The organism is Bradyrhizobium sp. IC4060, from assembly GCF_020193715.1.
Classification (GTDB): Bacteria; Pseudomonadota; Alphaproteobacteria; order Rhizobiales; family Xanthobacteraceae; genus Bradyrhizobium; species Bradyrhizobium yuanmingense.
On sequence record NZ_JADYVJ010000016.1, the window covers coordinates 25,323 to 38,002 of the forward strand.

Sequence of the window (12,680 nt, forward strand, 5' to 3'; positions counted from 1 at the left end):
TCCACGCCGGTCTTCGGCCTCGTGCCTGGAATCACGTGGTCTCCGGCGTGGATGACCGGCCGCCAATCGAGGTGAGAATTTTGGCCTAAGCGACGGATAGCCCAGGCAAATCCCCGCTCCTGCCGCGATCTTCGGCAACCACCCGCACTATTGACCTCCGCAGCCACTCCCCCTACACAGCGCGGGCCGAAGGCATGATCCGGAAACAGCCGGTTTTCCCCGCGACGCGATCTCTAGGCGAAGCGGCAAGACATGCCTCTCGAATGTCCGAACACGATGGCGATCTCTTCGAGCCATCAGCGGCCATGGGAGCGCGTAGCTCAGCCGGTAGAGCACGTGACTTTTAATCACGGGGTCCTGGGTTCGAGCCCCAGCGCGCTCACCAAGCTAATCAAGCACCTAGAGCCAAAATTCAGCCCTTCGAGTTGAGGGGATTTTTGGGGCCTGCACACAGTGTGCACACTCGCCGGGTGCAGCCATGACCGCCATCGATATTGTCGGCTGGGTTCTCTTGGCAGTGGTTATGGTGCTAACCCTAGGCTTTGCGAAGAAGCCGCCAACGTGAGCCGTGCCATTCACAGCGGGTTCATACGTGCTGAGGCACGCTGCGCCCCATGGAGATTCTCAGATGATCGTTTCCGTGCTCGCCGCAGCATTACTTATGGGCCCGCCCGTGCCGGGGCTGGTTCAGCCACCCATCCAGCAGGTCCAGTATGGTGTGCCAAGACACCCGCCTCCATGCGGCCACGGTTGGGACCTGAGCGCCCGAGACGGCATGTGTTATCCGAACGGAGCCCTCCCTCCTCAAGAACAGGCTGCGCGGCAGTACTATCATCGCGGCGGCGGAGGTTACGGTGGAGGCTACGGTAGACATCCCGTCCGATGCGGCCACGGCGCCGACGTCGATATTCGAGACGGTCGGTGCTACCCCAACGGCACGGTGCCGCCACAGTTTCAGCAGGGCCGGCAGGGATATTACGGTTATGGCGACTATTATCACCGCCCAAGGCGCCATTACTATTAAGCTATCAAAGGCCCGCCAGCGCGAACCGGCGGGCTCCTGTCACAAGCCTGTGGCATGTCCGTTGCACAGTCGAAGCCAACTGGGATTTCAGCGCTCAGTTTGAGAATGACACGCTGCCGGGACATGTATTTCGAGCCCGGCAGCGTTCGATTTCGAGACTCGTGAGACAACCGCTATGGCATGAGCAGAATCAAGCGCACGGGCACATTTCCGGAGCCTGCTGCTTCGCCTCCTCCGGATCATCGTCCTCAGCGTCGCTGTCGTCCTGCTCCATGTCGGTGAAATAGTCGCCTCGCATGCTCTTGGTTCATTGCCCGATCCAGGCTCCCGGCCCTGGGTTCGAGCCCAGCGCGCTCACCAATAAAATCAAGTAGCAAAAATCGAAATGCCGTCCGGCTCAGCAGGTGGGCAGGAACAAAGGTCACCCGTTCCAGCTTGAGTCTCGCTGGCTCGTCGGCCGAGTTGGCGGAGGCGGCGCCGACCAGCCGGCACTATGTTTTCTGCGCATGGGTCCTCATGTCGTGGACGAAGAGCGCGACTGGAGGGAGACTTGCGGGTTCTTGTAGCCGAAGACGAAGACCTGATCCGGGACGTGGTGGTCGACATCCTGGAGACTCACGGGCACGAGGTGATGGAAGCTGATAGCGGCGAGCGCGCGCTCGAGCTCTGTGCCGAAGCCACACCCGATCTCTTGTTCACCGACATCAGGTTGGCAGGCTCCCTGACGGGCTGGGATGTCGCCATCCAGTGCAGGCAATCCAATCCGCGCATGCCTGTGATCTACGCCACCGGCTACACGCACGCCGCTCCGCGTCCGGTGTCCGGCAGCATCATGCTCCAGAAGCCGTTCGGGCTTGAACGCCTCTTGGAAGCGATGCAGTCGCTCGCGGGCGATTAGCTGCAGCCAGCCGCGGTCAATGCTCCGCAGACTGACAATTGTCAGTCGTTCGACTCCACACAGGAACGAAGGGCCTTCCGCACGCTTTGGCAGGAATGCCAAATGTCTCGCCCGGGATGGTCAGGCCGCTGCGGCTCGCTCTGCTGTATGGGCACCTGATCGCGCGGGGCACGCGGCTGTATCATCCGGGCGGCTCGCAGCCGGTGTGCAGCCTGTCATTTGCCAAGCAAATGGTCGAGGCGGGTTTGCTCTGCGCAAATGGCGAGAGCTTCGAGCTGACGCAGGAAGGCCGGAGCTTCGCCGGTTGATGCGCACATCATTGGCTTCCCCACGAACTCAACAACCGCTGGCGCGTGACCAGGGTCGTGAAGTCAAGCGAGGCGTTCCAAGCAGCGCGCCCGCCGGATCTGACAATCTACGGTGACAGTGCACTCAACTGTGAACGAAACCTCGACCAATTGCCATTTTTTCCCGAAACGATTCACATATGCGAATGAAGCTACAAAGAAGAATGCCGCTTCCTGAGAGGTGCTGGGCAAATCGGGAGCATGCTTCATTGACTGACGAGGTTCCGTCGCAAAGCCGATTTTTCATTCGCATGGGCGGCAAGGGTTGGATGGTCTACGATCGAGAACGCAGGGGCCCAGCACTGATCGGGACCGATATGGCGGCCAATCTGACCAAGGAGCGAGCTGAACAATTGCTACTTCTGCTGATGCCCTCACGCGCGGAGAGGTCGCGTGCGGCGAACGATGGTGGTTCGCCAGCGTGAACCGGTAGGCCCAATGGTTGCGGCCTCCTTTCTCGCGCGCCGCATTCGAACGTGTTCACCGGCCGCCGTTCGCGTTGCCGTCGGGGCTGGTTCTGGCCTAGACCTCGAAAATTTAATGCTGGACGGTATCTTTTGAGACACCCAGCTCGAATGTTTGAGCAGACGATATCACCCGGCGTGCCACGCTGAGTGGTGCGTCGGGCGGCCTCGGTGTGTCCGCAGCCAGCCCCGGGACGCCCGGGGCCGTTCCTTTGGATTCACGTTTGTTGATGCAGGAACGTCCCTCCAGGACGAACATGTCGTTACCGGGGCCGGCAAGTTTCATCTCAGATCTATCGTAACCCGGTAGGGCCGCTGTTCCAGAGCGGCGGCCCTTGTCCTGAAGCGTGAACCGGGGGCCGCGCCTAGCGCCTCTTTGGCCGATCGGTTTCTGCTGATCGCGATTTAGGGTTGCCACCCTTGCGAATTGTCGGGGGCGGCTTGCCCGCGTGACTATGCCTCTCTTGCATTTGCTCGGCTGCGACTACGCGCGAGCGCAGATCTTCCAATGCGGAAAGCCCAGAAGCAAGCTCATCGAAACGCTGCTTCAGAACAGCGGTGTGATCGAAAGTGCCCATGTACCCCCTCCGTCAACGAGCCGACCGAAAAGTGGGAAAATCATGCAATCGAGGAATGCAGAGGCATGGAGTCAGTTCCTTTGAAGAGTGCTGCGCCGTTGTCGCAGTTCGTGCGATGCGACTCGGCTCCTCCATCCGCGAACGCTCAGAGGCAGGCGCCACGGCTACGATCGCAAATCGCGCCTAGCGCCAATGACGGCCCCGACCGTGGGGGGCTTTTGGGGTGTGAGGCCGGGGCCGCTGGAGGTGCTTGGACCTTTGGGGAAGGCCAAAGCCACCGAAGACTAGGAAAAATCGGCAATCGCTTCTGCTCGCTTTCGCACATTGCTTGTACGTTTTGTTTGCGCAGAACGAAGCCAATTGCCAATGAAGGACTATCTGGCGCAGATCGAGAAACTTGGCAAAGATGCGGCCGAACGCGCCCTGATCCGCGACTTGGCTACCGATCCAGCCAAGCGGGAAGTGTTCGACAGGCTCGCAAGCCACCTCACGGTCCTTGCTGACCAAGTGGAAATGGCGATGGTTGAGCGGAAGGCCGGGACCGACCCGTCTCGGCCTTAGAAGCACGCCGCGGATCCGGTGCCCGATCCGCGCAGACATGGCCCAGTGATTTTGTGGCTCCAGGCTTCGAAGCCGCAGTGGTGGTCGACATGCTGAGCGGAGCTGCGGAGATGCTGATGCACCGCCAATCCAGATCAGCATGGGAACGTTTCGATCGGCACTGAGTCCTACAGGCGCAATCCATCCCGTTTCCTCGTGGATCGAACGATGGAAAAAGCACTCGCCTATGCCATCTCGGCGGCCCTTGTGGGCTTCGGTCTTTTGATCTTTTTCGCCGGTCTGTCTTCCAGCTCGCCCGCCTTATGGACGATCGTCGCGCTGGTCCCGATCACGATCGGGATCGTGAGCGCCTTTGGTCCTGTGTGACTTGATGTGGAAACCAGGGCTTTAGGTCAGCCCGTCTGTATTTTTCGAATCGGCAGCCCGTGTTCGCTCTCTCGGAGCTTCCAACCGCTGGTGACCCGCGTGAGCCATTTCGTCTCGATGCTTCTGCTTGCGACGGCCCTGGTCCTGACGTTGTGCTTCGGAGTGGCGGCCTGGCGCCTCTCGGCAGACAAAGAGGCCGACATCACCGCCACGATTTCCCATCAGGAATACGGTTGGAGGCCAAGGCCCAGCAACTGAAACTTTGACAAACCCGCTGACATCGCGCCGGAAACGTGTAGGATTCCCCAAAACCGGAGGAACGGCATGTTTGAAATCAACGGTTTCGACACGGCGGGCGTCGTCAATCTCAAGCGGTCCTCACTCGCCGCGGCCCTCAAAAAGGCCAGGGAGCTGGTCGAGGACGGATGCTGGGACGTTCAGGTCGTTGATCCCACAGGCCGGGTCTATACCTCGTTCGAGGAGGAAGCGGCCTAGCCAGAACGCGTCCTCAGCTCTCCGGCGCCGCCACCGCAGCCGGCGCGGTCAGCGGAGCCCCTCCGATCGACACCGGCCCTAGAGGCCCCAGGGGCTTGGGCTCACGCACCAGCCGCTTGCGCATCGCGGCGGATAGTCCGTAGCGCGCATTCGCTCTGCGAACGGACGATGTCACGTCCGACATCATCACATTCTGCAGCGAGTCGACCTTGGCGATCAGCGTGGACAGCTGCGAGGAGATCTTCTTCACGTCGACCCGCTCGTCCGTGATGCTCTGCCGCAGCGACAGCAGCAAGAGTGAATCCTGCTGCAGCAAGGCTGCATTCTGCTGCAGCGTCTGGTTGTTCTCATGCAGCGAAGCGGTGTGCTGCTGCTGGGCCGACTGGATCTCCTTCAGGGCGGTGACGACCGGATCCGGTTTCGGTGCCGGTGCCTCCTGCCGCGGCAGCAGTTCGGCGAGGCTGGCAACATTCAATGACGGCATGCCGGAGGGCGACGTATAGATGGCCGCCGCGCCGTTGATGGCGAGGGCACACACCGCCAGCGGCAGGATCGTCTTGCGGCGGGGCGTGATTGGCGGCGTTTCAGCTTCCGGGCCTGCGGGTTCCTGCGCGCCTGCAGCGTCTGCAAGGGCGACGGCGTCGAGCTCTTCGGCGAAGCTTGGCGTTTCGAAGGACGTGGTCATTTGCACTGACCCCCATGGAGCGAGCAACAGGAAGCCGCCCCTGGAACGCCCTCGCGACGATCCGCTTACGCAGCACCCATACACAACTGCCTAAAATTGTCGGCTTTCTGGATTAATTCCGCGTTAGCGGCGCGGCCGGCGGACGGGCCGGCGCCCCCGGCCGATTACGGATCCGGCGCAAGCTCCTCGCCGCGCATCCGGCAACAGCCATGCCAGCAACGGATTTTCCGAAGTTGGCATAATGCCACTGTTTTGCCCGACAAATCAACGGCCAAGTGACGGCGCCTCCGGCACGGACTCGGCACGATAGGCCTGATCCGGGTCGTGGACCACGCTTGCTTGGGCCACCTCGGCCGCGATGGACGCGCCGAATGCAGAACGCCTTATCGCACAAGCACATAGCTACTGTGCATGGGGTTGTTTTCGCACTTTCCGATTTACCCCTCGTCCAGCAGCTCGAACAGCTCGTGCGTCCGCTCAAACCGCGAGCGCCACATGTGCTTTGGTAGAGCGCGATGCACCGAGTCGACCTGTTCCCCCGTCGCTCGCAGATTACAAACCTGGTCCTGTCGGGCTCGTAACGCGTTTGGGCGACACAGTCGTTCGTCGCTCGACCCGGGCCTTGGCATCCAGCACCTTGTCTCCAGCTCGTGCGGCTCGCGGCCGACTGATCTGGTCCGAAAGGCTCGAGCCTCTCCCTGACAGACTATTTGAACCAACACTGGCGTTTCCTTGAGCCTGTGTTGCCGGTCGGAATCTCCTTTGGGAGAACGCCGAACCAGCGGCCTTTTGATCTTCATTGCTCGTGCCGCTGCCAATTGCGCCGATCGGCAGGCCATTTTGAGCGCGACCAGCCCCGGCATTTCTCGCGGCCTGAGCTGCCGCCCGCGACCTCGCAGGCGTGGCGGGCTGGACGTTCGAATTGGTCGCTTCGCTGTTGGTGCCCAGATCTCCGCCGGGCGCGATGTCCTTCGTCCCCATCCCTGGGGGTGCTGAGGGACCTGCATTGCCCGCACTCGTCCCCATTCCAGAAGGCGCCGAGCCGCCAGCGCTACCCTGCCCCGTTCCCATGCCCGCTCCGGCGGAGCCGGCATTTGCGCCGCCCGCTTGCACCAGGGCCAACAGACATGAGCCTGCGACAATCGTGGCAATCACTGGACGAATGGCATGTGACATCGGACGATCTCCTTCGCCACGCCCAAATTAACTATAATGGTGGAGCAGGGTTTCCGCTACGAATTCGCAGTTGCGAGCGCTGACGAACGCGCAAGCCCCTACCCCTCGTCCAGCAGCTCGAACAGTTCCTCTACCCGCTCGAACGGCGCATCGCGCATCGGGCTGTGATAGACGACGCGGTCGCCGTCGCGTTGCAGTGACTTGCCTCGCGACTTGCGCAGGCGTCCGGGCAGGAACGTCGCGGCCGCAGCTTCAGGCCCGACGTCGAGGCGGATGATGCCGCGTCGCTTGCATTCGATCCTGAGCTTGGCCGCGGCGAAGAAGTCGCGCGAGAGCTTCGGTAACGGTCCGAAGCGGCGGGAGGTTTCCTCCTCGAGGTCGTCGAGATCGTCCTCGTCGTTGCATCGCGCGGCGCGGGCATAGAGCTCGAGCCGCACCGGCTCGGACTGCACGTAGCTCTCGGGCAGCATGTCCCCGACCGGCAGGTTGAGGTCGGGCACCCACAGCTGCTCGTCGCTCTTCTCCGAGGCCATCTTCAGCAGGTGGCTGTAGAGCACGGGCCCGAACACCTGGACGTGGCCGGATTGCTGCTCCGAGAACAAATCGCCCGCGCCTCGCAGATCCAGGTCGCGCTCGCTGATGGCAAAGCCCGCGCCCGGCCGGCTGAACTCCTCGAGCACGGCGAGGCGCTTCTCGGATTGTCCGGACTCCGTCTCGGTGAGCAGATGCGCGAAGGCGCGGATGCCGCCGCGGCCGACGCGTCCGCGCAGCTGGTGCAGCTGGGCGAGGCCGAACTTTTCCGGCCAGCACACCACGATGGTGTTGGCGCGTGGAATGTCGAGGCCGCTCTCGACGATGTTGGTCGCGAGCAGGACGTCGGCATGGCCTTCGACGAAGCTCATCATGCGGTCGTCGATCTCGTCGGCCGCCAACCTGCCGTGCAGGCAGACGATGCGCAGGTCCGGCGCCACGGCCCGCACCCGCGCCAGCATGGGATCGAGATCCTGGATGCGCGGGCAGATCAGGAAGCTTTGGCCGTGGCGGCGCTGCTCGCGCAGCAGCGCCGAGGCGATCGCCGCATCCGACAGCGGCGCGATCCGGGTCGCGACCGGAAGCCGGTGCACCGGGGGCGAGGCGATCACGCTGAGATCACGGAAGCCGGCAAGGCCGGCGGCCAGCGTACGCGGGATCGGCGTCGCGCTCATCATCAGCACATGGACGTTCTTGGCGAGCCCTGCGAGCTTTGCCTTTTCCGCCGCGCCAAAATGCTGCTCCTCGTCGACGATGACCAGGCCGAGATCATCGAACCTGACGTCCTTGCCGGTGAGCGCCTGTGTGCCGATCACAACTTTGATCCGGCCGCTGCGCAGGCCCTCCCTGGTCTCCCGCAGCGCCGCGCCCGAAGTGGCGCGCGAGAGGTTGCCGACCTCGATGCCGAACGGGGCAAATCGCTTCTGGAACGTCGCGACGTGCTGGCGGGCCAGCACCGTCGTCGGCACCGCGACCGCCACCTGCTTGCCCGACAGCACCACCGCGGCTGCGGCGCGCAGCGCGACCTCGGTCTTGCCGAAGCCGACATCGCCGCAGATCACCCGATCCATCGGATGGCCGGATGCGAGATCATCCAGCACGTCCCGGATCGCCTGGGCCTGGTCGATGGTCGTGAAGTAAGGAAAACGCGCGACGAACTTCTCGTAGGCCGATCCCGGCGGCACCAGCTTTTCGCCGCGCCGCCGCCGGCGCTGGCTGATGTGCTTGGCGAGCGCCTTGCCCGCGATCTGGATCTCGCGCTCGGCCTCGCTGCGGCGCGCCCACCACGTGCTGCCGTCCGCCTTGTCGAGCGAAAGCCTGCCGAGCTCGGCGGCGTAAGGCCACATCAAGGCGAGATCGGGCGGCGGCACCAGCACCGCATTGTCGCCGGCGAACTTCAGGCGGATCATCTCGCGCATCGCGCCCCCGCCGGTGTTGACGGTCTGCAGGCCGTCGAGCAGGGCAAGGCCGCGCTGGAGATGAACGACCACCGTGCCCTGCTCCGGCGCATCGGCATGGTCGAAGGCCGCGCTCCAGGCGCGCGCCATCGGCTGCGGATGATGCGCGCGGCTGCCGAGCACGTCGGACGCCGTCACCACGACCAGAGGCTTCTTCGCCGGCACGACGAAACCGGCATCGAGATCGGCGAGCAGCGCCATCTCACCGCCCCGCCCGCGGGCCGCCTCCTCCCAGTCTTCGCAGCGCTCCGCCTTGACGCCGCTCATCCGCTCCATCACGCGCAGATCGTCCTCGTGCGCGGCAACGAGGATCAGCCGCGACCCGGCCCGGCGCGTCTCCTCGACGAAGCCACGCAACGCCTTCCGGGAGGATGTCAGCTTCGAAAATTCCGGGATGGCCTGGAACGGTGCCCTCCGCGGCAGCACCTTGATGCCCTTGGAGAGCCGCTTCCAATCGCTGCGCCCGAGATATTCGCGCTCCCGCTCGCTGCGGGGCGCGGCCTCCTCGATCGTATCGAGCCATCCGTCGGCATGCGACGGCACGCCGGCATCGGCGATCCATCTGGCGCCCGCGCAATAATCGAACAGGCTGGCGCGCTTGCCGCCTTTGCCGGCAAGGCCGAGCCGCTCCGACATGGGATCGACGAGCAGCTCCCTGGTCTCGAAGATGATCCTATGCTCATGCGGGTCGAAGGCCACGATCCGTTTGATCGTGTGCTGCGAATGCTCGATCCGGAACGGCCCCAGCGCGCCCGCCGGGAATATCTCGAAGGTCTGGCCGTGGAACAGCGCCCCGCCCGGATAATCCGGCTCATCGTCGAGATCGTAACCGAGGGATTGGAGGCGGGACTCCAGCTCCTGCTCGGAGAACGTGCCGCCCACCTTCAAGCTCAGGCTCAGGCGCGACAGGCTGGCCGGCGGCGGCATCCGCTCCATCACCGCTTCGGCCGTCGATACCAGAAACACCGGCTTCTTGGACTTCGCAAGGCGCCTCAGCACGGAGGCTCTGCGCCCCGCGAGCTCGTGCGAGGGCTCCAGTTGATCGAACGGCAAGGTATTCAAGCGCGGAAACACCAGCACCTCGCAGGCGGGGTCGAGCGCGTGAATGACGCTGCCGAGCCGCTCCGCCCTGTTCTCGCTCTCGGCGAGAAACACGATGCCGCTGCGTCCGGACTGCTTCCATTGTCCAAGCAGATGAAGGGCCATCATGCCGAGAGGCGACGAAGACGAGATCGTGGCGCGCTGCGATCCTTTGCTCTTCTTCGGCGGCTTCTTGGCCACCCTTGCCTTCGTGGAAAGCCTCACTTGGACCCGTTTCTGCTCTTGAACCGCCGCAAACTGAATGCGAGCCGCCTTGCCCCTCGAATCGGCAGCTCGGCGCCATGCATATGGGATTTGCCCTGCGAACGCACCCCTCCTCGATAACGTTCGAGGCGGCGGCGCGATCCTTTCGATCTGCTCTTGGCTGTGAGAATGGAGGCACGAAAAAGCCCCAGCGCTTGGAGCCACGCTGGGGCGTTTCGTTCGAAATGAATCGGTTAAGCAATGACGTCTTCATAGCAGCGGTTTCGCCGCGCGCTTGTGAACTGGTTCACACGTCTTGTTGGCTCGGCGATGTCTGGCGGCATCGGGCCAGGCCGGCATTCAAGCTTTCTTCAGACATTTCGGATCAGCTGACGATCCATTTCAAAGTGATTGTCATCCGCGCATGAGTTCGGTCCAGGTTCAGTGCACGCGGTGCAAGAACGTGTTTCGCGATCGCGCCGGCCGGTTGCAGGACGGCTATTCCAGGCAATGTCCGAGCTGCGAAGTCGTGCTGTTCTTCGCCGAGGACTCGCAGCATCCTTTCATCAAGCGGGCGATGCGCAGTGCGCGCCAGGTCCGCAAGGAGATGCGGGAGCTCCAGGCCGCGAAGCTCGCCGCACCCGAGCCGGAGGTGGCGCAATCGAGGAGGTTTGCTGGCAGGACGCGATCGGCGGCGCGGGAGGACTAGCGGCTCAGCTTCGCCGCCGCTTGCGCGGAAACAGGCGGTCGCGGATGTAGCGCGAGGTCGCCGTCAGGCGGATGCCGCGGGGCTTGTGCCAGGCGGCGCGGTCGATCTCCTTCTTGTCGCCGATCGCCAGCCTGCCCTTGGCGGACTTGGCGATGAAGATCGCGTCGCTCATCTTGCGGCCGGAGCGCTTGTTCCTCGCCTTCACTTCCTTCCAGAGGCTGATCCTGCCGAGCTTCAGCTTGGGCAATTCCTCCTTGATCTCCCGCCGCAGGCAGTCCTTCTCCGACTCGCGCGCACGCTTGCGGCCGCCCGGAAACATCCACAGGCCGTCCGATCGGCGTCTGACCAACAATACCTTGCCGCGCCTGGCGGCAACCAGCTTGGAAGACTTTGCCATTGCTGCCGTTGTCGAAAACAGAATCGACCCAATGGTAACTTGTCTAGTCAAACAGACAAGTTAGCGAAGCGCCTTGATCACAAGCCACGAGCTAACCGGCATGGGCGGCTGACACCGCGCTGGCGGGGCGAGATCAACCCTTCCCCGCCTCCGCCCGGTCCTCGGTCCTGATCCAGGCCATCATCATTTCCCAGGCCACCGACAGGATGATCGGTCCGATGAACAGTCCGACGATGCCGTGGGCCAGCGTACCGCCGATCACGCCGACGAAGATCACGATGGTCGGGGTGGTCAGGCCACGGCCCATGACCAGCGGCTTCAGCATGGTGTCGATGAAGCCGACCAGGACGAAGAACACGGTGAGCAGCAGCGCGGTGGTGACGTCCTTAGCGGTCCAAATCCAGATGATCACTGGCAGCAGCACCAGGAAAGCACCGATCTGCACGATCGAGAGCAGCAGCACGATGAAGGCAAGAAGGCCCGCGCTCGGCACCGAGGCGAGCTTGAAGCCGATTCCGGCGAGCAGCGCCTGGACGATCGCCACGCCAATGACGCCCTGCGCCACGGCGCGGATGGTCGCACCGGCGAGCGAGAGGAAATGCTCGCTTTGCTCCGGCACGATGCGAAACAGGAAGTTGCGGCCGGCCGCGACCAGGCGCGGCCCATGCGGAAACAGGAAGCCGGCCACGAACACGGAGACGAGAAACTGGAGCGTGCCAAGGCCGGCGTCGCCCGCGAGCGAGAGCAGCGGGCCGGCCAGCGGCTGAAGATACGGCGCCACCTCGCGCACCGCCGTCCGAACGTTGTTGTAGGCCTGATCCCAGAGCTCGTAGAGCCAGGGGCCGACCAGCGGCCAGGACTTAAGCTGCTCCGGAGCCGATTGGAGCACGAGGTCGCCGGTGCCGAGCTGGTGCGCCAGCTCACGCACGCCGTCCACCGCGCTGATGCCGAGCCAGGTCGCCGGGCCGATGACGATACCCAGCGTGATCAGGGTCAGGATTATTGCTGCGGTTTTGGGCCGGCCGCCCAGGATCTTGGCGACCCAGCTGAATGCCGGATAGAACGCGACCGCCAGCACGCCGCTCCAGGCCAGGATCGGCACGAATGGGCGGATGATCAGGAAGGTCCAGATGATCAGCAGGGCGAGCAGGCCGAGGCGGATCACGAGCTGGATGACGTCCTCGCCCGTCAGCAACTGACGGAGGCTTTTCACGGGCACAGCTTTCCTTGCGAACGCAACTTCCGCGCTTGCGGGCTCAGCCGTTATTGCCAGCAACGCATCTGGCGTCAAGACGACCGGCTGCCGGATACCGCATCGCCCGTCCCAACCCGGCTTGGCTAACGCGGGTTAACCGGATTTCCCCGCGCCGGTTTACGCCGCTGCAAATGCTGGTGACTACCTTTCTTCGTAGTCACCGAAACGCATTCTGGGCCATGGCCAACAGCATCTGGACGATCGAAGAATTCACCTGCACCGGTTGCGGCATGAACTACACCGCGACCAGAGAGGAGCACAGCGAGGCTCACAGCGGCAGCTTCAAATGCGGCATCTGCAGCGGCATCGTGCATGCCTGGTCCGGCAAGCACCACTTCTTCGGCTGGCAGGCCGTGAAGACGAGGCCACCGGTGTTCGGGCGGCGCTGGGCCGGCGTCGAATGGTAAGCCGCCTGCAGTGACGCCGGATCCGCCGAATTGCGCCGGCGCCGTT

Annotated in this window: 11 protein-coding genes and 1 tRNA gene; 8 read left to right on the forward strand and 4 right to left on the reverse strand. The window is 63.5% G+C overall.

Annotation, left to right across the window (positions count from 1 at the left end; translation table 11 throughout):
* The first annotated feature begins 309 nt into the window (after positions 1-309).
* From I6F16_RS32840 to I6F16_RS32865, 6 genes are all read left to right on the forward strand, one after another.
* Positions 310-385 (forward strand) — tRNA-Lys (locus I6F16_RS32840).
* Between the two features lie 1,189 nt (positions 386-1,574).
* The gene (locus I6F16_RS32845) at positions 1,575-1,922 is read left to right on the forward strand and encodes a response regulator (protein ID WP_036012559.1); all 348 of its coding nucleotides are present in this window, start codon (positions 1,575-1,577) and stop codon (positions 1,920-1,922) included.
* A gap of 116 nt (positions 1,923-2,038) precedes the next feature.
* Complete coding sequence (locus I6F16_RS32850; protein WP_225112455.1) at positions 2,039-2,230, forward strand: hypothetical protein; 192 nt, start codon at positions 2,039-2,041, stop codon at positions 2,228-2,230.
* Between the two features lie 1,447 nt (positions 2,231-3,677).
* Positions 3,678-3,872 (forward strand): hypothetical protein, encoded by a 195-nt coding sequence (locus I6F16_RS32855; RefSeq protein WP_225112456.1) that lies wholly within the window; start codon positions 3,678-3,680, stop codon positions 3,870-3,872.
* A gap of 207 nt (positions 3,873-4,079) precedes the next feature.
* Positions 4,080-4,238: a hypothetical protein gene (locus I6F16_RS32860; RefSeq protein ID WP_164936882.1), complete on the forward strand. Its 159-nt coding sequence runs from the start codon at positions 4,080-4,082 to the stop codon at positions 4,236-4,238.
* 324 nt (positions 4,239-4,562) lie between these two features.
* Positions 4,563-4,733 carry a hypothetical protein gene (locus I6F16_RS32865; RefSeq protein WP_167361663.1) on the forward strand — a complete coding sequence of 57 codons (171 nt, stop codon included), beginning with the start codon at positions 4,563-4,565 and terminating at the stop codon, positions 4,731-4,733.
* Between the two features lie 13 nt (positions 4,734-4,746).
* Here I6F16_RS32865 and I6F16_RS32870 read toward each other — a convergent pair whose 3' ends face one another.
* Positions 4,747-5,418, reverse strand: coding sequence for a hypothetical protein (locus I6F16_RS32870; RefSeq protein ID WP_036012564.1), 672 nt, complete (start codon positions 5,416-5,418; stop codon positions 4,747-4,749).
* 1,274 nt (positions 5,419-6,692) lie between these two features.
* Positions 6,693-9,791 carry a DEAD/DEAH box helicase gene (locus I6F16_RS32875; protein WP_225112545.1) on the reverse strand — a complete coding sequence of 1,033 codons (3,099 nt, stop codon included), beginning with the start codon at positions 9,789-9,791 and terminating at the stop codon, positions 6,693-6,695.
* A 499-nt stretch (positions 9,792-10,290) separates the two neighbouring features.
* Here I6F16_RS32875 and I6F16_RS32880 point away from each other — a divergent pair, with 499 nt between their 5' ends.
* Entirely contained in the window at positions 10,291-10,575 is a 285-nt protein-coding gene (locus I6F16_RS32880; protein ID WP_036012567.1) for a hypothetical protein, read from the forward strand.
* A gap of 4 nt (positions 10,576-10,579) precedes the next feature.
* On the opposite strand, the gene I6F16_RS32885 is transcribed toward I6F16_RS32880, so the two are convergent.
* Together I6F16_RS32885 and I6F16_RS32890 are read right to left on the reverse strand one after the other, a co-directional pair.
* Complete coding sequence (locus I6F16_RS32885) at positions 10,580-10,972, reverse strand: NUDIX hydrolase (RefSeq protein ID WP_157286040.1); 393 nt, start codon at positions 10,970-10,972, stop codon at positions 10,580-10,582.
* 133 nt (positions 10,973-11,105) lie between these two features.
* Positions 11,106-12,191, reverse strand: coding sequence for an AI-2E family transporter (locus I6F16_RS32890; RefSeq protein ID WP_109143691.1), 1,086 nt, complete (start codon positions 12,189-12,191; stop codon positions 11,106-11,108).
* Between the two features lie 215 nt (positions 12,192-12,406).
* Here I6F16_RS32890 and I6F16_RS32895 point away from each other — a divergent pair, with 215 nt between their 5' ends.
* Positions 12,407-12,634, forward strand: coding sequence for a hypothetical protein (locus I6F16_RS32895; RefSeq protein ID WP_057029249.1), 228 nt, complete (start codon positions 12,407-12,409; stop codon positions 12,632-12,634).
* The last annotated feature ends 46 nt before the right edge of the window (positions 12,635-12,680 follow it).